The organism is Corallococcus sp. BB11-1 (assembly GCF_026626625.1).
GTDB lineage: Bacteria > Myxococcota > Myxococcia > Myxococcales > Myxococcaceae > Corallococcus > Corallococcus soli.
This window is the reverse complement of the sequence record NZ_JAPNJY010000001.1, coordinates 740,151-759,639: the sequence shown is the minus strand read 5'-3', so window position 1 is coordinate 759,639 and position 19,489 is coordinate 740,151. Positions and strand designations below refer to the sequence as shown.

The 19,489-nt window shown below is 71.8% G+C and carries 11 protein-coding genes; 2 read left to right on the top strand and 9 right to left on the bottom strand.

Translation table 11 applies throughout. The features are described 5' to 3' along the window. Nucleotides 1-107: 107 nt before the first annotated feature. Nucleotides 108-5,012: a DNA topoisomerase 3 gene (locus OV207_RS03230; protein ID WP_267552494.1), complete on the bottom strand. Its 4,905-nt coding sequence runs from the start codon at nt 5,010-5,012 to the stop codon at nt 108-110. Between the two features lie 329 nt (nt 5,013-5,341). On the opposite strand from OV207_RS03230, the gene OV207_RS03225 reads away from it, so the two are divergent. Then, nucleotides 5,342-5,809: a hypothetical protein gene (locus tag OV207_RS03225; RefSeq protein WP_267552491.1), complete on the top strand. Its 468-nt coding sequence runs from the start codon at nt 5,342-5,344 to the stop codon at nt 5,807-5,809. A gap of 48 nt (nt 5,810-5,857) precedes the next feature. Here OV207_RS03225 and OV207_RS03220 read toward each other — a convergent pair whose 3' ends face one another. From OV207_RS03220 to OV207_RS03205, 4 genes are all read right to left on the bottom strand, one after another. Further along, the gene (locus tag OV207_RS03220; RefSeq protein WP_267552480.1) at nt 5,858-7,183 is read right to left on the bottom strand and encodes an NAD(P)/FAD-dependent oxidoreductase; all 1,326 of its coding nucleotides are present in this window, start codon (nt 7,181-7,183) and stop codon (nt 5,858-5,860) included. Between the two features lie 141 nt (nt 7,184-7,324). After that, a complete protein-coding gene (locus tag OV207_RS03215) occupies nt 7,325-8,497 on the bottom strand; it encodes an NAD-dependent epimerase/dehydratase family protein (protein WP_193346326.1) in 1,173 nt (390 codons plus the stop codon). Beyond that, the gene (locus OV207_RS03210) at nt 8,494-9,780 is read right to left on the bottom strand and encodes an NTP/NDP exchange transporter (RefSeq protein ID WP_267552474.1); all 1,287 of its coding nucleotides are present in this window, start codon (nt 9,778-9,780) and stop codon (nt 8,494-8,496) included. The genes OV207_RS03215 and OV207_RS03210 overlap by 4 nt, the downstream gene beginning before the upstream one ends. 68 nt (nt 9,781-9,848) lie before the next feature. Beyond that, complete coding sequence (locus OV207_RS03205; protein ID WP_267552472.1) at nt 9,849-11,147, bottom strand: pyridoxal phosphate-dependent aminotransferase; 1,299 nt, start codon at nt 11,145-11,147, stop codon at nt 9,849-9,851. A 279-nt stretch (nt 11,148-11,426) separates the two neighbouring features. Here OV207_RS03205 and OV207_RS03200 point away from each other — a divergent pair, with 279 nt between their 5' ends. Beyond that, a complete protein-coding gene (locus OV207_RS03200; RefSeq protein ID WP_267552471.1) occupies nt 11,427-12,188 on the top strand; it encodes an AMIN-like domain-containing (lipo)protein in 762 nt (253 codons plus the stop codon). 12 nt (nt 12,189-12,200) lie between these two features. Here the strand turns inward: OV207_RS03200 and OV207_RS03195 are convergent, their stop codons facing one another. The 4 genes from OV207_RS03195 to OV207_RS03180 form a co-directional block, all read right to left on the bottom strand. After that, on the bottom strand, nt 12,201-12,608 hold the full coding sequence (locus OV207_RS03195; RefSeq protein WP_267552470.1) for a hypothetical protein: 408 nt from the start codon (nt 12,606-12,608) through the stop codon (nt 12,201-12,203). Between the two features lie 273 nt (nt 12,609-12,881). Continuing rightward, the gene (locus tag OV207_RS03190) at nt 12,882-14,861 is read right to left on the bottom strand and encodes a 4-alpha-glucanotransferase (RefSeq protein ID WP_267552468.1); all 1,980 of its coding nucleotides are present in this window, start codon (nt 14,859-14,861) and stop codon (nt 12,882-12,884) included. A 72-nt stretch (nt 14,862-14,933) separates the two neighbouring features. Continuing rightward, nucleotides 14,934-18,116 carry an efflux RND transporter permease subunit gene (locus OV207_RS03185; protein WP_267552467.1) on the bottom strand — a complete coding sequence of 1,061 codons (3,183 nt, stop codon included), beginning with the start codon at nt 18,114-18,116 and terminating at the stop codon, nt 14,934-14,936. Between the two features lie 46 nt (nt 18,117-18,162). Further along, a complete protein-coding gene (locus OV207_RS03180; protein WP_267552465.1) occupies nt 18,163-19,422 on the bottom strand; it encodes an efflux RND transporter periplasmic adaptor subunit in 1,260 nt (419 codons plus the stop codon). Nucleotides 19,423-19,489 lie beyond the last annotated feature (67 nt).

Here is a 19,489-nt window from a genome sequence, read left to right as displayed (position 1 = left end):
CCTGTCCTGCCCACGCCGGGCCTGACGTTCCCTTGCGCGGTACGGCGAAGGGCCCCGGGCGTGCCCCGGATGGCGCCCGGGAGTCCCGGTGTCCGGCGGCGGACGTCCTAGCGACGGCGGGACACGAGCGAGAGGATCTGCGCGCCGTAGCGTTCGGTGAGGGCGGGCCCCACGCCGTGGATGGACAGGAGCTCCGCGCCGCTGGAGGGCCGGGCGCTGGCGATGGCGTCCAGCACGCGGTCGGTGAGGATGCGGAAGGCGGGCACCTTGCGCTTGCGCGCCTCCGTGAGCCGCCAGGCCTTCAGGGACTCCACCAGGGCGGGCGCGGCCTCAGGCGCGGCGAAGCCGGGCTCGGGCGCCTGCCGCGACGCGTTCCAGGACGCCGCCCGGGAGCCCGTGGAGGGCTCCGGCGTGGTGCGCGCCTTCCAGCTCCGGCCCGGGGCGGGCGCGTCCGGGGGGAAGGACTCCTGGGTGAAGTCCGCGCCCTCCCGGTCCACGCGCGGGGCCTGCCACGGTTCGGCGCCGCGCCGGGTGCCCGTGCTGGCGGCGCGCTTGCCCCGTCCCGTGGAGGCGGCCCCTGCCCCGGTGCTCGCGCGCTTGCGAGGGGCCCGCTTCGAGGCCGCGGGGGAGGCCCGGCCCCGGCGCTTCTTGGGGGACTCCTCGCGCGCCTGGGGGAGCACCACCTGTCCGGGCGCGATGACGCGCGCGCGGCGGCCCGTGTCCGTCAGCGACAGCCGCTGGAACAGGATGACCTGTCCGTCCTTGTCGAAGGAGTCCGAGTCCAGGCGCACCAGCCCGGAGCGCGCCAGTCCGCCCACGAGCCGCTCGAAGTCGCGCCGGTGGAGCGCGTCGCCGAACAGCTCCCGGTGGAGCCGGCCGGTGGCCTGTCCGTCGCGGGCATGCAGGGCCTCCAGGATGCGGCCCAGGGCGTGGGCCTCCACCGCCGAGGGCTCCTCGAAGCGCACCACCGCGCACGTCTCCGGGGCGCACACGTCGCACAGGCCGCACGCCGCGCCGGAGTCCTGCAGGTCGCCGAAGTGCGCGACCAGGTGCCGCATGCGGCAGCCGTGCGCCTCCGCGTAGCGCCCCATCTGCTCCAGGTGGAGCTGCTTGCGCTCGCGCTGCGCGATGTACTGCACCGCCCAGCCCGCGCGCCCGCGCCGCACGTCCTCGTCCGGCGTCATCTCCACGCCGCCGTGGATCCACAGCTGTTCGAGCGCCTTGTCGAACACCTCCGGGTCCCCGCGCACGCGGGCCTGGAGGGAGCCCTTGGGCTCCAGCTCGTTGGACGTGGCCTGGTACAGCCGCTCCAGCACGGCGGGGTCCGGGTAGTCGCGGCGGTGGAAGAACTCGTGCGTGCGCCGGTCCACGAACGCGTGCAGCAGCACCGCGCGCGAGTCCTTCCCGTCGCGGCCCGCGCGCCCCAGCTCCTGGTAGTAGCCCTCCAGGCTGGCCGGCAGCGCCGCGTGGATGACGGTGCGCACGTCCGCCTTGTCGATGCCCATGCCGAACGCCGTCGTGGCGACGATGACCTCCAGGTGCCCCTTGAGGAAGGCCCCCTGGATGCGGTCGCGGTCCGCGGGGGGAAGGCCCGCGTGGTACGGCGCGGTGTGGAAGTCCGAGGAGAGCAGGTCCGCGTACTGCTCCGCGTGCTTGCGCGTGGAGGCGTAGACGATGGCGGGCCGGTGGGCCGGGTCGCGCAGGAGCGACAGGATGGCCTCGCCGCGCGCCCCCGGGTTCAGCTCCCGCACCTCGATGGCGATGTTGGTGCGGCGGAAGCCGTGGATGAAGGTGTGCGCCGCGCCGCCCGTGGAGCCGCGCAGCCCCAGTTGCTGGACGATGTCGCGCTGCACGTCCGGCGTCGCCGTGGCGGTGAGCGCCACCACCGGGGCCGGACGCAGCAGCGGCAGGCGCGAGCCCAGCAGCCGGTAGTCCGGACGGAAGTCGTGGCCCCACTGAGAGATGCAGTGCGCCTCGTCGATGGCGATGAGCGAGGGGGTGCGCCGGGCCAGGAACTCACCGAAGCCGGGGACGCCCAGCCGCTCGGGCGCGATGAAGAGGAAGTCCAGGCGGCCTTCCAGGTACTCGGCGCACACCTGCCGGGAGGCGGCCCGGTCGCGGCCGGAGTGGATGCGATCCGCCGCGAACCCCAGCGACTGGAGCCGCAGCACCTGGTCCTCCATCAGCGCGATGAGCGGACTGACGACGAGCGTCGTCCCCGCCCGCGCCAGGCCCGGCAGCTGGTAGCACAGCGACTTGCCCGCGCCCGTGGGCATCACCAGCAGCAGGTCCTCGCCGGACGTGGCCGCGCGGCACACCTCTTCCTGGTACGGCCGGAAGTCGGAGAAGCCGAAGGCCTCCTTCAAGAGGCCCCGGAGCTGGTTCGGCGGCGTGGGCGCGCGGTGCACCCGCTCCGGCCGCCCGCTTCCCATGTTCACGCCCTGGGGCTGACGCTTGGCCCGGCCGAAGCCCTCGGACGACGCCTGCACGAACGCGGTCCGCACCTCCGCGGACGGAATCCGGGGCGGAGGTTCCTGCCCCCGCGGCGGCGCCGCGCGGGGGTCCATGGACGCGCCACCGGACTCGCCTGCAATCGGAGACATCGCCGCGCGTGACCCGGCGACGGTGTCGCGCGGCGCGCTGGAGCCCCAGGTCGCGGCCTGGGGACCCGCCCCCTCCCACGCGGCACCGGAGCGGGCCTCTTGGGCACCGCGCGCCAAGGCCTCGCCCGTGGCGGACAGGGCTTCGCGGGCACGGAAGAGTCCTTCGGCGGGCGCCTGCGCGGGATGCTGTCGGGAGGCCTCGAAGCGCCCGTTCGCGGGAGCCGGTCCTCCGCCTCCACCGTGGGACGCAGCACCGCCGAAGCGGCCCGCCTCCGACGACAGCCGGGCGGGGTCCTGGTGCGGGCCTCCCCGGACGCCGCCTTCACCGGACGCAGGGGACCGGACACCGCCGGACTGCGCCGGGGTCGGCGGCAGCGACGCGGGCGCCTGTCCCACGACCTCGCGCACGTACGCTTCAATGCCGCTCAGGAACGAGCCCAGCTCGCCCTGCCCGCGCTCGATGCGCTGGAGCCACGCCTCCCACTGGCCCGTCATGACGGGGGACTTCACGTCCGGGTGCACCACCTGGATGAGGTGGATGCCCTTGTCCGTGGCCTCCAGCCGCTTGCCCTGGCGGATGAGGTACTCGCGCTCCAGCAGCACCTCGATGATGGACGCGCGCGTGGCGGGCGTGCCCAGCCCCGTGTCGCGCATGGCGTCCGCCAGCTCCTTCTCATCCAGGGTGCGCCCGGCGGACTCCATCGCCGTCAGGAGCGTCGCGTCCGTGAAGCGCGGCGGCGGGCGCGTGCGCTTCTTCACCGCCTCCACGTCCTCCACCGTCTGCGCCTGTCCGCGCAGGAGCCCTGGCGGCAGGTCCTGGGGCTCGTCGTCCGGCTCGTCGTCCCGGTCCTTGTCCTCGCCCTTCTTGCCCTCCGCGCGGGGACGCGGCGCCTTCTGCCCTCCGCCCAGGTCCAGCACCTTCCACCCCACGCGCTCCACCTGCGTGCCCGCGCTGTGGAAGCGGTCCACCACGGCCCCGGTGTCTCCCTTGGACGTCACCGCGGTGATGACCGTGGTGACCTTCCAGACGTGGTCTTCGTGCCAGGCCTGGAGCACGCGCCGGCACACCAGGTCATAGAGCCGCTGCTCGTCCGGCGACAGGCGCACGCCGGAAGGGGGCGTTGGCGTGGGGATGATGGCGTGGTGGTCCGTCACCTTCGCGTCGTCCACGTAGCGCTTGCCCAGGGGCCGCTCGCCCGTGCCCGGCGCCAGGTCCTCCGCGTAGGGCGCCTGGATGGCGCGCACCACCTCCGGCAGCGTGTCCGCCACCGACTGCGACAGGTGTCGGCTGGCGGTGCGCGGATAGCTCAGCAGCTTGTGCTTTTCATAGAGCGCCTGCGCCACCTCCAGCGTGCGCTGCGCGCTGAAGCCAAAGAGGCGGTTGGCGTGACGCTGCAGCTCCGTCAAGTCGTAGAGCAGCGGCGGCGGCATCCGCTTCGTCTCCGCGTCCAGCGACTCCACCGCCGCGAGCCCGCCCCTCACGCGGTCGATGATGCGCCCCGCCTCCACGCCGTCCACGTCCAGGCGCCGCGCCTCGCGCACGCTGTCGAAGCCCGGGGGAATCACCGGCTTGCCGTCCGGCCCCGAGCGGAACCACGTCCCCTGGTAGCGCGTCCCGGGCGCCGCGCCCTTGCCGCGCGGCGCGAAGGTGGCCACCAGCTCCAGGTAGTCCCGGGGCACGAAGTCGCGGATGGCCAGCTCGCGCTCCACCACCATGGCCAGCGTGGGCGTCTGCACACGGCCCACGGACAGCATGCTCCCGTAGGTGCCGCTCGCGAGCGTGTAGAGGCGCGACAGGTTCATGCCGACGAGCCAGTCCGCCCGGCTGCGGCCCATGGCGGCGTCGGCCAGCGGCGCGTAGGCCCGGCCGTCCTTCAGCTTCTGGAAGCCTTCGAGGATGGCGCGCTCGGTGAGCGAGGACACCCACAGCCGCCGCACCGGCTTGCGACACCCGGCGGCGTCGTAGATGTAGCGGAAGATGAGCTCGCCCTCGCGGCCCGCGTCGGTGGCGCACACCACCGTGGACACCTCCGGCGCGTTCATCACGCGGCGGACCACCTCGAATTGATCCTTCGTCTGTGGGGACACCACCAGCGGCCAGTCCTCCGGCAGCATGGGGAGCTGCGAGCGGTGCCAGCGCTTCCACTCGGGCTTGATTTCATGTGGCTGGGCCAGGCCCACCAGGTGGCCCAGGGCCCACGTCACGATGTAGCCGTTGCCGCGCAGGCAGCCTTCACCGCGCTCGGTGGCGCCCAGCACCCGGGCGATGTCGCGCGCCACGGCCGGCTTCTCCGCCACCACGGCGAGGATGGAGCCCCGCCCACCCCGAGCTGCCTGACCGTTCGCGCCACCGTCCCGCGCCACCGTGCTGTCCCATCCGGGCGACTCGCCCATTGCATCCCACCTCATGGCCTGTCCCCACCCACCCTGCCCGCCCACCCGCGGGGTCGGGCCCCCCGCGCTCCACGGCCCTACCCTTCACTATCGCGGCAGGCTGACATGGCCAGGGCCCGCGTGTCCCCCTCCGTAACGCCCGCCGGCACTGCGAGCAGCCGGGAAGGTCTGGCCCCGCCGATCACGAAGGGCCGGATCCAGGGAAATCTCCCAACCCTGCGCCGGGCTACCCCCCACGCTCCGTATCCTGGAGCGGGCCGGTTGAACCCCCAGCGTCATGCCAGAGCGAGAAGACCCGTCCTCGCCAGGGCACACCGCAGGTGCGGAAATACGAGGTTGGAACGATGAGCGACGACAAGCTCCTGCTGACGCTGTTTCCTGACGAAGCCGGGTCGGCGGAGCTCCAGGTGAGCGTCCGTTCCGGGGCCTTCTCGGGACAGGGCAGCGCATGGTTCGGCCTGGCGCAGCTCCGGGCCTTCGCCTCGGCACTGACCGCCTTCCCCCTGGGCGAGGAGGCGCGGCGAGGCCTCGTGGGGGGAGCGTGGTCCTTCCACGAGGCCGACAAGGCCTACAAGCTCGACCAGGTCTTCGTCGCGATCTCCGCGTACCCCATCAACACCCGGGGGAGCCTGGGCGTCCAGGCTCGGCTCGCGACCCGCACGGACCGCGCCGAGCGCCCGGAGTCGGTCAATACCGCGGCAGTGGAGCTCAAGACGACCTACAGCGCGCTCGCCCGCTTCTCGGAGCAGTTCGCGCTGCTGCTCGATGGCAAGGCCCAGGAAGCCGTCCTGCTGACGGACGACACCACCTGAGCCGTCCTCCCGGGGTCGCCACCGGGAGGAGCTGCTTTCGCCAGAAGCTCAGTGCACCGGCGCGGGCCGGGCCACCGACAGCTCCGGGCGCGGCGGCGGAGCCACGGGCACGGTGGGCCCTGCGTTCAGGGCCGGCATGCGGGGCGCCACGTTGCCTGTGATGAGCCGCAGGTCCCGGCCGCCCTTGGTGAAGAACGTGTAGCCCCAGTTGAGCATCACCGACAGGCGGTTGCGGAAGCCAATCAGGTAGGCGATGTGCACGCCCGCCCAGACGAGCCACGCGGGCAGCCCCCGCATCTTCCACTTGTCGAAGAGCACGCCCACCGCGTAGCCCCGGCCGATGACCGCGAAGTTGCCCTTGTCGTGGTAGCGGAACGCCCGCGGCGGCTTGTGCGCCAGCCGGTCGCGCACCGTCTTCGCCACATGCCGCCCCATCTGCATCGCCGCCGGCGCGATGCCCGGCACCGGCTTGCCGTGCTGCTCCACCGCCGCCACGTCGCCAATCACATACACGTCGTCGTACCCCGGCGCCGTGAGAAGCGGCCCCACCTTCACGCGGCCCGCGCGGTCCAACGGAACGTCCAGCGAACGCACCAGCGGTGATGCCGCCACGCCCGCGCCCCACAGCACCGTGCGCGTGGGAATGCGCTCCTCGCCAATGTTGACGCCCTCCGCGTCCACGCCCGTCACCATCGCCCCGGTGCGCACCTCCACGTGCAGCTGCTCCAGGTCGCGCTTCGCGTCCGCGGACAGCTCCTCCGGATACGCCGTCAGCACCCGGGGCAGCCCCTCCAGCAGGATGACCCGCGCCTGCCGCGTGTCGATGCGCCGGAAGTCCTTCGGCAGCGAGTGCCGCGTCATGTACGCGAGCGCCCCCGCCAGCTCCACCCCCGTGGGCCCCGCGCCGATGATGACGAAGGTCAGCCACTCGCGCCGACGCTCGGGGTCGGACTCACGCTCCGCGGCCTCGAAGGCCGTCAGCACGCGCTCGCGGATGCGCACCGCGTCCTCCAGCGTCTTCAGGCCGGGCGCCACCTGCGCCCACTCCGGGTGCCTGAAGTACGAGTGCGCCGCGCCCGTCGCCAGCACCAGCGAGTCGTAGGGAATCTCTCCGCCCTCCACGAGCAGCACCTTGCGGCGCGGATCCACCGACTTCGCCTCCGCCAGCATCACCTCCGTGTTGCGCGCCTTGAGCACGCTGCGGATGGGCGCGGAGATGTCCGCCGGGTTCAGCACCGCCGTCGCCACCTGGTACAGGAGCGGCTGGAAGAGGTGGTGGTTGTAGCGGTCCACCACCGTCACCCGCACGTCGCGGGACCTGCCCAGCGCCTTCGCGGCCTCCAGCCCGCCAAAGCCCGCCCCGACGATGACCACGTGATGCCGGCTGTCCTGATGGCTTTCCATGGCGGGAAAGGTGCGGCCGCATGACGCGGACGACCAGCACCCCCAGGACGTGCTTGCTTCACCGGCACCGCCTGGTCGCACGGATGCCCGGCGACCAGGCAATACCCGCGTCTACTCCGCCGCCTTGGCGGTCCCGGTGCCCTTCGCCTGGTGCCACGCGGCGAGCAGCTCGCGCTCGCGGTCCGCGGGGATGCCCGCGCGCTGCTTCTCCTGACGCTCCGGAGGCAGGGCGCGGAACCACGCCAGCGTGTCGCGCACGGTGTCCGCCATGGGCCGGATGGTCAGGCCCGCCTGGATGGCGCGCTCGATGCTCACGCGGCCCATGCCCCCTTCCGCGCCGGTGCGCGCCGACCAGATGGGGATCTCCGCCATGGGCATCACCTTCTGCTGCTCCAGGAAGGGGGTCTCCACCCAGGTGAAGCGCGCGTCGCTGCCCGTCACCTCGCGAACGCCTTCCAGGAAGGAGCGCATCTTGATGGGCTTCAGGGGGCCGGTGACGTTGAAGACGCCCATCGTGCGGCGCTCCACGTTCCGGATGATGAAGGCGGCCAGGTCGCGCGAGTCGACGAACTGCACCGGATCCTCGCCGTCACCGGGGGCCAGCATCTCCCCGCCCCGCGCCACGCGCAGCGGCCAGTAGGTGAAGCGGTCCGACCCGTCGTCCGGCCCCACGATGTAGCCGGGGCGGATGTTGAGCGCGCGGCCCGGGAAGGCGGCCTCCGCGGCCTGCTCGCAGAGCGCCTTGAAGGCCCCGTAGCTCTGCTCGGTGATCTCCTCCGGCGCCGACGGGTCGATGGTGGCCACCGCGGCCGTCTCATCCAGGTTCGACTTCGTCAGCTCCTTGTAGACGGAGATGCTGGAGATGAAGACGTACTGGCCCACGTTGGGCGCCAGCAGCTCCGCGGAGGCCTTCACCATGCGCGGGTAGTAGCCGGACGTGTCGATGACGACGTCCCACTTGCGGCCCGCGAGCGCCTTGAGGCCCTCGCCCTTGTTCGGGTCGCGGTCGCCCTGGAGGGTCTCCACGTCCGGGAAGCGGCCGGGGTTGGACTTGCCGCGGTTGAAGAGCGTGAGGGAGTGGCCGCGCTCCTTCGCCCGCTCCACCAGCGCCGGGCCCAGGAAGCGCGTGCCGCCCAGGATGAGGATGCTCAGGGGCTTGCCCTTGGGGTCCTCCGCCTCCGGCCCCGCGCCAGGCCCCGCCTTGGGGGTCGTCGCACAGCCCAGGGTCTGGGCCACGCCCAATGCCGCCGCTGCTTGAATCACGCCTCTTCGGGTCAACTTCATGCCGTGGTTCCTCCGGGAAGGGTCGTCTGCGGAACTGCTTCAGGGGGGCGCGTGCGCTGCTGCCGCGCCAGGTACAGGGACACCGCCAGCCACAGCGCCGCCATGGGGACCGCGACCAGCGACAGGCCCGTCATCCCCATGCCCATCGCGGTGAGGCCGCCCTGCAGCCAGGAGCTCACCGTGTCGCTGCCGCGGTAGACCACCGTGTCGATGAAGCTCTTCGACTTGTAGCGGGCCTCGCGGTCCACGGTGGTGAAGAGGATTTCGCGCGACGGGCGCTCCAGCGCGTAGTGGCTGGCGCCCCGGAGCGACTTCACGCCGATGAGCACCGCGAGCACCGGCGCGAACGCGAGCACGCCAAAGCCCAGCATGGTGATGACCGGCGGCACCGCCATGGCCACGCCCAATCCCAGACGGGAAATCACGCGTCCGGTGACGAGCGTCTGAAGGCCCAGCGTCAGCACCTGCACCCAGAAGTCGATGTCCGCGAAGGCCGCCGTGCGCGCCGCCGCGTCCTTCGCCATCCCCGCCACCAGCTGCACCTCCTGGTAGTACAGGAACGTGGAGGTGGCCGCGTACAGCAGCACCTGGAGCCCCAGCGCCAGCAGGAACGGCGAGCGCACCAGGAGCCGCAGCCCCGCGAGCATCCCGCCGCCCACGGGCCCTTCACGCGTGGCGGGCTGGTGCTGCACGTCCCGCGCCCAGCGGCCCAGGCGGCGCACGCACTGCGCGCTCACCTCCAGCATCACCGCGGACAGGAGGATGAGGTTCACCGGGCCCACGCCCTCCGCCAGCCGTCCCACCAGGAACGGGCCGACGATCATCCCCGTCGTGCCGCCCGCGGCGATGAAGCCGAAGAGGCGCTTGCCCTGGTCGCTGGCGAACACGTCCGCCATGAAGCTCCAGAAGATGGAGACGACGAACAGGTTGTAGACGCTCAGCCAGACGAAGAAGGCCCGCGCCACCCCCTCCTTCGCCACGCCGAGCTTCAGCAGCACGAAGAAGACCAGCAGGTTGACGAGGAAGAAGCGGTAGACGCGCGGCACGACGACGCGCCGGGGGTAGCGCGCCACCAGCATGGAGAAGGCCGGCACCGCCAGCAGCATCACGCCGAACGTCACCGTGAAGAGCCAGGGCAGGTGCTTCACGTCCCCCGCCGTGCCCATCTCGTTGCGGATGGGGCGCAGGATGGCGTAGCCGCACATCAGCGTGAAGAAGTAGATGAACGAGCCGAGGACCGCCCCCACCTCCTCGTCCCGGACGTCCACGAAGCGCTTGAGCATGATGGCGGCGCCCTCAACGGCGGTTCTGGCAGGCTATTCCCAACCTGCCCTTCTGGGGAGGAAAGTCGCTATTGCCCGGCGAGGATTTCACGCACGGTGGCCTCCACGCGGGGCAGGGCGTCCTCGATTTCGGCCACGGAGGTGGCGCCCACGGAGAGGCGGAACCAGCCGGTGTCCTCCTTCAGGCCGAAGGCCTGGAAGGGCACCATGGCGAAGCGGGCCTTCTCCAGCAGGCGCTTGCGGATGGCGTCATTCGTGGTGAGGCCGTCCCTGCCCACCAGGTCGAACTGGACGGACAGGTAGATGGCGCCCTGCGGCGCGATGGCGCGCACCGGCAGGCCCGCGTCCTTCATGCGCGCGAAGCCCCGGTGGAGGGCCTCCAGGCGCGCCTCCACGCTGGAGCGCATGGCCGTCAGGAAGGCTTCGGTGGCCTGGGTGTCGTCCAGGTAGCGGGCGGTGGCGACCTGTTCGGCCTTGGGGGCCCAGGCGCCCACGTGGCCCAGCACGTCGCGCATGCGGGAGATGAGGGTGGGCGCGCCCACGCCCCAGCCCACGCGCACGCCGGTGGCGGCGAACGCCTTGCTGATGCCGTCCACGAACACGGTGTAGGGCGCCATCTCCGGCACCAGCTCCACGGGCGTGACGTGCTTCGTGCCGCCGAAGCTCAGCACCCAGTAGATGTGGTCGTACATCAGGATGAGCGGCTTCTGGCCCCGGCCCTCGCGCGCGCGGTTCTCCTGGACGATGCGCTCGCAGATGGCGCGCAGCGCTTCAGGGTCCACCATGGTGCCGGTGGGGTTGAGCGGGCTGCACAGGCAGAGCAGGCGCGCGGTGGACAGGTGCGGCTCCAGTTGCGCCAGCGTGGGCATGAAGCCGGAGGCCGCGTCGGTGGTCACCACCACGCTCCTGGCGCCCAGCATGTGCGCGTAGTGGTTGTTGTTCCACGACGGCACCGGGTAGACGACGACGTCCCCTGGATCCAACACCGCGCGGTAGGCAGCGTAGATGATGGGCCGCGCGCCGCCCGCGATGAGGATGCCCTCCAGCGGGTACTTCAGCCCCAGGGAGCGCTCGTAGAAGCGCTGCACGGCCTGGCGCAGCTCCAGCACGCCGTCCGAGGGCGGGTAGTTCGTCTCTCCGGCCTGGAGCGCGGCGCCAATCTGGTCGCGCAGGCCGGCGGGGATGGGGAACTCCTTCGGGCTGAAGTCGCCCACGGTGAGGTTGCAGACCGGGGTGCCCCTGGCGACGAGCTCGCGGATCTCCGCGGCGATGCGGAGGATTTCGCTGCCCACGAGTCCACGCACCATGGTGCCCACGGTGGTGTCGTCGCGCGAGGGACGCGGGAGGGAGGTCAGGTCGAGGGCCATGCGGCGCAGGTCTCCAGTGAGGGGGCTCGAAGGGGTGGCCCGGGACGCGGCCGGGCGGACCCTATACGCAACCCGCCCGGGCGTGGGGCCCACTTCCGGCGCGGCCCGTCCGGGTGGAGGGGGAACGGCGCGGCGAGCCACCTCCGGGCCCGCGCCTGTCGGGGAACCGTCGCTGGCGCGGGGAGGGCGGAGCATCTTCCGTGACTCGGGCGCGCACCTTGTGCGAGGAAACGGAAGTCCCGGTGGGACGCGGTTCAACTGGAAGGCCGGAGGAACAGGATGCGTCTGCGACAGGGGTTGTGCGCGCTGGGGATGCTGGGCGGGCTGCTGGGGGCGGGCTGCGAGAAGCAGCAGGAGCCGCCGACGGTGCCCATGGACGTCCCGGCCGTGCCCGCGCCCACCAACACCGTGCCCCGGGCAGGTGCCGCCGCCACGCCGACGGCACAGAAGGTCGTGGACTCGGCGCCCGCCCAGGGCACGGGCAGCACGGGCACCGCGCAGGGCACGGGCAGCACGCAAGGCGCAGGCAGCGCGGGCACCGCGACGGGCACGGGCAGCACCACGGCCACCGCCACGACGGACGCCGGCAGCGCGGTGGCCGCGGACAGCGCGTGGACGCTGGAGCCCGCGGAGAAGAAGCGCGGCGAGCCGCCCTCCATCACGATGCGCTCGGTGCGCACGGGCACGCACGCAGGCTACGACCGCACGGTGTTCGAGTTTGAAGGCCCCCGCCTGCCGGGCTATCAGGTGTCGTACGTGAAGACGCCGGTGCAGGACTGCGGCTCGGGGGATGACGTGCCGGTGCCGGGCAAGGCCGCGCTCCAGGTGCGCTTCACCCTCGCGCAGCTGCACAACGAGCAGGGCCAGGCCACGGTGGCGCAGCGCACGTTCAAGCCCGCGCTGCCGTCGGTGCTGGAGCTGGCGCGCGTGTGCGCCTTCGAGGGCGAGGTGACGTGGGTGCTGGGCACCACGCGCCGCGCCCCGTTCCGCGTGCTGGAGCTGCGCGACCCCACCCGCCTCGTGCTGGACGTCCAGCACTGAGGCGACGGGCACCTAGTGCCTCGGTGGCTGCGCGCGCTTCCTCGCGACGAGGTCGCGCGCGTCACGCTCCGAGTCCGCGAAGTCCACGTCCACCATCCACCTGCCGGTGAAGTACAGCGCCAGCATCAGCGCCTTGGCCCCCGCGAGCTGTCGCGGGCCCGTGCCGACGTAGATGTGGCCCCGGAACCACTCCGCCTTCGAGTGCTCCACCAGCAGCTCGCGCGCCTCCTTGTCGATGAGCGAATTCGTCACGTCGGAGATGAGGAAGACCGGCTGCTCCGCCGCCACCTCCTCGCACACCTCCAACAGCTTCCGGCAGTCCTCCACCTTGGAGGGACCATTGAACTTCATCACCAACAGGTCTGGCTCCTCGAAGTGCGCGTGATGCCCTCCGAAGCTCCACTCACGATGACTCGACACACGGCCCCCGCCTCAATCCTCACCTCAACTTGCTTATCCTGTTAACCCCTCCAACCAGGATTTCAAGACGAGAATTCAAATCCCAAACGCTCTCGACTTCTTCGAGCGTGAAGTCGAGCAGCCCTGACGTGGGTCGTGGCGACTGGGGTTGGGTCCCTGATGACAGACGTCCTGCCGGACCCGGGGCAGGCTGGGCGCGCGCAACTCAAGGCAAGACGCCAAAGCGGTGGATGATAGTGGTTTTCCACTATCCCCCTGACGAGGAGGTTCCCGTCACACTTCGCCTTGCGGCGACTCCGCGCCCCACCGGAGCCGGGCGGCGGCGCCGTCCAACCGTGCGAGGAGGTCCGCGTGGCGGCTTCGCGCTTCGGGCCCACCCGCGCGCAAGGCCATGGCGAGCACCTGCGGCAGGTTGAGGGCGGCGCCCGCGCGCAGGCGCTGCTGGTATTGCCAGTCCCAGTCATGGGGGAGGCGCAGCGACCAGTTGCGAGCGTCCACGGAGCCCGGGGCGTTGTACGTGTCCGGCATGCCCAGCAGGTCCGTGAAGAACACCATCACGCTGCGGGCGCGGCTGGTGAAGAGGTCCGCGAACTTCGCCTGCGCGAGCAGCCCCGGCTCATGCGCGAGCTGGCGCGCGAAGTCCTCACGGCCCTCCGCCTCCGGGTGCAGCCGCTGCGCGAGGTAGTCCGCCTGGGCGCGCAGCAGGTGCTTCCACTGCCACTCACCCACGAGCCGCCAGAGCGACTTCGTGTCGTGGTTGCCCACCATGATCCAGTCCTCGGGGGACGCGTTCTCACTGCGGTACACGTCCGCCGGGTTGTCCAGGTCCGCCTTCTGCGTGACGCGGAAGCGGCCCAGCCCGTCGCGCGCCATCACCTGGGACAGCTCGAAGGGCAGCGTGCTCAGCACCTCGCACAGCACGTCCTCGCGGGCACGTCCCCGCTCCCGGGCCGCGCGCACCACGGTGTCGAAGAGGCGCGCGTAGCGGCCCACCTGTTCGGGCGTCAGCGACTTCACCCAGCCATCCGCGTGACGCGCCCGCGCGCGGTCCAGTTGCTCCGGGGCGACGATGGCGTAGCGGGCCAGCTCCGGGTGGTCCGGCAGGTCCGGTGAGGAGAAGAGGCGCGCCCCGCCCTGCACGGCGCGCAGCGGATCCGCCTGGCCCGCGCGGTACACCCACGGGCACACGAGCCCGTGGGGATGGTCGATGCGCAGCCCGTCGTACTCGGAGAGCATCTTGCCCAGCCGCGCCTCCATGAAGCGCAGCACCGGGCCGGGCCCCACACCGTCCGGGGCGACGTAGCGCGAGGGGTCCAGCACGGGGTAGTTCCACGGCTGGCCCTCCGGGTTGGTGCGACTGGGCGGCGCCCCCATGAGGTACGCGGACAGGAACAGCCCCTGCCGCGTCCAGGTGTCCCGGGGCGAGAACCCAATTTGGAGATCGCCGTACAGCTTCAGGCCCCAGCCCGCGGCGCGCTCGCGAAGGACGCCGTGCTGTTCGTGCACGAGGAGCTGGCGGAAGGCGTACTGCTCCACCGCCTCCGCTTCGAGCGTCAGCAGCTCCCGGATGCGCGCTTCGGCCCGCGCCTCTTCTCCGGGCCGGGGTGCGTAGAGGCGCCCGTCCAGCGACTCCGCCCAACCCCGCCAGTCATCCGGAGTGCCCTTGCGCGCCCCGAGCACGTCGAAGAGCGCATCCGGCTCCAGCCAGGCCCGGTGCTCCTCCCGGAACGCCGCGAAGCGCTGGTCCAACGCGTGGATGGCGGCGGGCGCATCCGCGCGGGTCCGCTCCCGGAGGAACGTCTCCCAGGCCTCCTGCAATGCCAGCGACTGGGAGCGACAGGCGTGGCGGTAGCGGGCCTCGGGGCCTCCACCTTCGGGCACCTCCGCGGACAGCCGCGCCAGCGTGTCCGCGGACAGCAGCGCGCCCCAGGGCCCGTGCGGATCCGTGAGCGGCGCGAGCGCCACGTTGAGCGTGTTGCGCGAGAACAGCGTCCCGTCATACGGCGACGGGTTGTGCGCCGTGGTCTGCCCCTGGGGCCCCAGTTGGACGCCGGTGAAGCCCAGGTCCCGGGCGAAGGCGAGGAAGCGCGCGGCGCCCCCGGAGTACGGCGAGCCCCGGCCCACGTCCTCGCCAGGGAGGCCGGGGAAGCTGGGGTCATGGAGGCTCAGGACCCAGCGGGTGACGCCCAGCGCCTCCAGGGCTTCGGTGATGAGCGAGCGGTGCGAATCGGGCAGCGGGGACGGGAGCTCCACACTCCTGACCCTATGGGCTGGAGCGGGGAGCGCCAACCGTTCCTTTGGGATGACGCAAGCGACCTCCGCGCATCAATCCTGGCGGGCCTGGGGCTGGGGCCTGGGCTCACCTCCGCCGCCGTGCACGGGCCCGGACGCGCCGCCCTTGAACACCTTGCGCAGCCTCCGGGTCATCCACGTACGACCGTCCGAGAGAATCTCATACACCGTGGGTATCACCAGCAGCGTGAGGACCGTGGAGGTGATGACGCCGCCAATCACCGCGCGGCCCAGCGGGGCCCGGAAGTCACCGCCTTCGCCGCTGCCCAGCGCCACCGGCACCATGCCCGCGATGAGCGCCAGGGTCGTCATCATGATGGGCCGCAAGCGGATGCGCCCCGCCTCGATGAGCGCTTCGCGCAGGGGCATGCCCTTCTCGTGCTGCCACTTGGCGAAGTCGATGAGCAGGATGGCGTTCTTCGCCACGATGCCCATCAGCAGGATGACGCCGATGAGGCTCATGATGTTCAGCGTGTCCCCGGTCGCCACCAGCGCCAGCACCACGCCGATGAGCGACAGCGGCAGCGACACCAGGATGGCCAGCGGATCCAGGAACGAGCCGAACTGGATGACGAGGATGAGGTACATCAACATCACCGCCACGCCCAGCGCCAGGAACACGCGGCCGAACACCTCCTCCTGGTCCGCCGACTCGCCGCCCGTGGACAGCTCGTAGCCCGGCGGCAGCCTCACGCCCTCCAGGCGCGTCTGGACCTCGCCCATCACCTCCGACAAGGAGCGGCCCGCCACGTTCGCCTGCACGTTGATGACCTTCTCGCGGTTCAGGTGGTCGATCTGCGCCGGGCCAATGGTCTGCCTCACCGTCGCCACCTGCCCCAGCGGCACCACCACCGGCGCGCCCGTGGGGCCCGCGCCAATCACCAGCGGCAGCTGCGCCAGGTCGGAGGGGTTCTCCCGGAACTGCGGCGCCAGCCGCACCATCACGTCGCGCGTCTCGCCAATGGGGTCCACCCAGTCACCGGAGTCCAGCCCCGCGAAGGCCGGCCGCAGCGACTGCGCCACCATGCCCACCGTGACGTTGAGCTGACCGGCGACGCCGCGGTTCAGCTCCACCTCCAGCTCCGGCTTCTCACCGCGCGTGGACAGCCCCACGTCCACCGCGCCCGGCACCTGCTTCACCTCCTTCATCACCTGCTGGGCCAGCTGGTTGAGCCCCTTTGAATCCGGCCCGCGCAGCTCCAATTGGATGGACTTGATGGCCCCGCCGAAGCCGCTGGTGAACACCGACACGGACGCGCCGCCCACCGCGCGCAGCTCCTCGCGCAGCGTCTTGCCCAGCACCTCCTGGCTCGCCTTGCGCTCGTCCTTCGGCTTGAGCCGCACGTACACCAGGGCCTGGTCCACGCCCGGCGAGCGCAACGGCAGCGGCACGCCGATGGTCGTGTACGTGTACGCGACCTCCGGGTGCTCGCGCGTGAGGCGGGACACCTCCTCCACCTTGCGCCGCGTGTAGTCCAGGCTGGAGCCCGCGGGCGTCTCCACCAGCATCTCGATTTCGGCGCGGTCGCTCACCGGCACGAAGCCCGCGCCGCCAAAGAGCCCCTGCAAGGCCACCGCGCCCACCAGCGAGCCCACCGCCAGCAGCACCATCGCGAGCCGGTGGTCCAGCGCCCACGCGATGACGCCCTTGTAGCGGTCCGCCTGCCGGTCGAACCAGTGGTTGAAGCGCTCCAGCCCCCGCGAGATGAAGTTGCGCCGCTGCCCCTTCTCAATCTGCGGGTCGGGCCAGTACGCGCTGAGCATGGGGTCCAGCGAGAAGCTGACGAACAGCGACACCAGCACGGAGATGGCGATGGTGAGCGCGAACGGCTTGAACCACTGCCCCGCGACGCCGTACATGAACGCCACCGGCACGAACACCGCCACGATGGAGAACGTCGTGGCCGCCACCGCGAGTCCAATCTCGTTGGTGCCCTCGCGCGCCGCCGTGTAGTGGTCCTTCCCCATCTCCACGTGCCGCACGATGTTCTCACGCACCACGATGGCATCGTCGATGAGGATGCCGATGGCCAGCGTCAGCCCCAGCAGCGACATCGTGTTGAGCGTGAAGCCGAAGGCCCAGACGCTCACGAACGACGCCAGCACGCTCACCGGCAGCGCCAGGCCGGTGATGACCGTGGAGCGCCAGGAGTTGAGGAACAGGAACACCACCAGCACCGTCAAGAGCGCGCCTTCAATCAGCGCCTCCTGCACGTTGAGCACGGAGTTCTCCACGCGCGTGCCCGCGTCGCGGACGATCTCCAGCCGCGCGTTGGCGGGCAGCTGCTGCTGGAGCGCCTTCACCCGCTCGCGCACGCCGTCCGCGACCTCCGTGGTGCTGTAGCCCTTGGACTTGATGACCTCGATGCCCACCGCCTGCGCGCCGTTGTAGAGCGACAGCGTGCGCGGCTCCTCGGTGCCGGCGAACACGTCCGCCACCTCGCCCAGCCGCAGCGTGCGCCCGTTGCGCTCCGCGATGGGCACCTGGGCGAAGTCCTCCGGCGTCGCCAGCCGGCCCTTGAGCCGGATGGTGCGCTCCTGGAGTTCGGAGTTGAGCCGGCCCACCGGCGCCGCCAGGTTCTGCGCCTGGAGCGCCGCCACCACCTGCGCCACCGACAGGCCCGCCGCCTGGAGCGCCGTGGGCCGCACCTGCACCGTCATCTCCCGGTCCACGCCGCCCACCACCGTGGCCTGCGCCACGCCCGGCACCGAGCGCAGGTCCCCCACCACCATGGGGTCCGCGATGAGCGTCAGCGCCGGCACGTCCAGCGCGTCCGACGTGAGCACCAGCGACACGATGGGTTGGTCCGCCGGGTCGAAGCGCGTGAGGATGGGCTCCTCCATCTCCGGCGGCAGGTCCGCGCGCTTGCTGGAGATGGCGTCCCGGATGTCCTGCGACGCCTCCTGCACGTCCTTGTCGAAGTCGAAGAAGACGGTGAAGTTCGCCAGGCTGTCCGTGGCGCTGGACGTCGTCTTCTTCCCGTCGATGCCGGAGATGCTGAAGATGGCATCTTCAATGGGCTCGACGATTTCACGCTCCACCGTGTCCGGGGCCGCGCCCGGGTACGCGATGGTGACGTTGATGACCGGCTGCTGCACGTCCGGGAACTCGTCCGTCTCCAGGTTGATGAGCGCGACGATGCCGAACACGACGAGCGCCACCATCGCCGTGACGGTGATGATGGGGCGCTTGATGGCGAAGTCGGAGATGAACACGGACGGCTCCTGCACGGCTTCAACGGGTGGGGCGCGCGGTCCGCGCCTATTCGACCTTCACGGGGGGCCCTGACGGCGTGCCCGCATCCGGGGCCTGCGCGGGCGCACCGGAGGCGCGGCCCGCACCGCCCACGCCGGGGGCCTCCCGGGGAGCCTTGGGCTTGCGCGGTCCTTCGGGCGCGGCGGTGAGCTTCACGGGCGTCCCTTCCGTCAGGTCGCGCGCGGACCCGAGCAGCACCATGTCCCCGGCCTTCAGCCCCGAGCTCACCTCCACGGTCTGCGCCACGTCGTCCCGCAGGCCGAGCTTCACCGCCACCTGCTCCACCTTGCCGTCGGTGATGCGCTGCACGGTGGGCGGCTCCTGGCGCGTGTCCAGCGCGTCCACCGGCACCGCCAGCGCCTGCTTCGCCTGCGACGCCACGCGCCCTTCGGCGAACAGGCCCGCCAGGAGCGTCTGTTCGGTGTTGGGGATGCTCACGTAGATGCGCACCTGGCCCGTCGCGGGGTCCACCGCGGGGTTGATGAGCTCCACGCGCCCCTTGAAGGCGCGGTCGTCGTAGCCGGTGACGCGGAAGTCCACCGGCGTGCCCACCCGCACCTGGCCCAGCTGCGCCGCGGGCACGGACGCCTCCAGCCGCAGCGTGGCGGGGTCCACCACCGTGAAGAGCGGCGCGCCCGGCTGGACGATGTCGCCCATGTGCACCTGCCGCTCGCTCACCACGCCCGTGAACGGGGCGGTCACCTTCGTGCGCCCCAGCTGGTCCTGCGCCAGCTTCAGCCGCGCCTGCGCTTCGGCGAGCTGCCCCTGCGCCTGCGTCCGCGCGAGCTGGGTGCGCTCGAAGTCGCGGCGGGTGATGACGCCCTGCTTGACGAGCATCTGGTTGCGCTGCTCATCCGCCTTCGCCACCTGCAAGGCATTGCGCGCCACGGTCAGGGTGGACCGGGCCGCCAACACCTGCTCGCGCAGCGTGCCCTCCTCCACGCGCGCCAGGAGGTCGCCCTCCTTCACCACCTGCCCCTGGTCCGCCTTCACGTCCAGGATGCTGCCCCCCACCTCCGCCCGCACGCTCGCCAGCCGCCGCGCCTGGAGCGAACCGGAGATGAGGGGGCCGCTCTGGAGCCGCAGGGGCACCACGCGCACGACGTTCTCAGGCCCCAGGGACACCACTGCGGGCGTGGTGGGCGCGGGCGCGTCCTCCGCGCGCTGTCCGCACGCGGCCCCCAGCCAGACGACCCCCAGCAGCGCCCCCAGCCGCAGGCCCGCGCGCGCGGACCGGCGTCCCGTCGTTGATTCGGCTCGTCTCACGGCCTGCCTCCCCGTTCCCCCAAGCCCTCCCATCCGAAACGAACGAGGGAGGTCTCCGGGGCCGGGT

What these genes read in the sequence shown, in the direction of transcription:
- OV207_RS03215 (WP_193346326.1), bottom strand. Translation starts at nt 8,497, where the DNA reads ATGAAGTTGACCCGAAGAGGCGTGATTCAAGCAGCGGCGGCATTGGGC.
- OV207_RS03230 (WP_267552494.1), bottom strand. Translation starts at nt 5,012, where the DNA reads ATGAGGTGGGATGCAATGGGCGAGTCGCCCGGATGGGACAGCACGGTG.
- OV207_RS03225 (WP_267552491.1), top strand. Translation starts at nt 5,342, where the DNA reads ATGAGCGACGACAAGCTCCTGCTGACGCTGTTTCCTGACGAAGCCGGG.
- OV207_RS03205 (WP_267552472.1), bottom strand. Translation starts at nt 11,147, where the DNA reads ATGGCCCTCGACCTGACCTCCCTCCCGCGTCCCTCGCGCGACGACACC.
- OV207_RS03200 (WP_267552471.1), top strand. Translation starts at nt 11,427, where the DNA reads ATGCGTCTGCGACAGGGGTTGTGCGCGCTGGGGATGCTGGGCGGGCTG.
- OV207_RS03210 (WP_267552474.1), bottom strand. Translation starts at nt 9,780, where the DNA reads ATGCTCAAGCGCTTCGTGGACGTCCGGGACGAGGAGGTGGGGGCGGTC.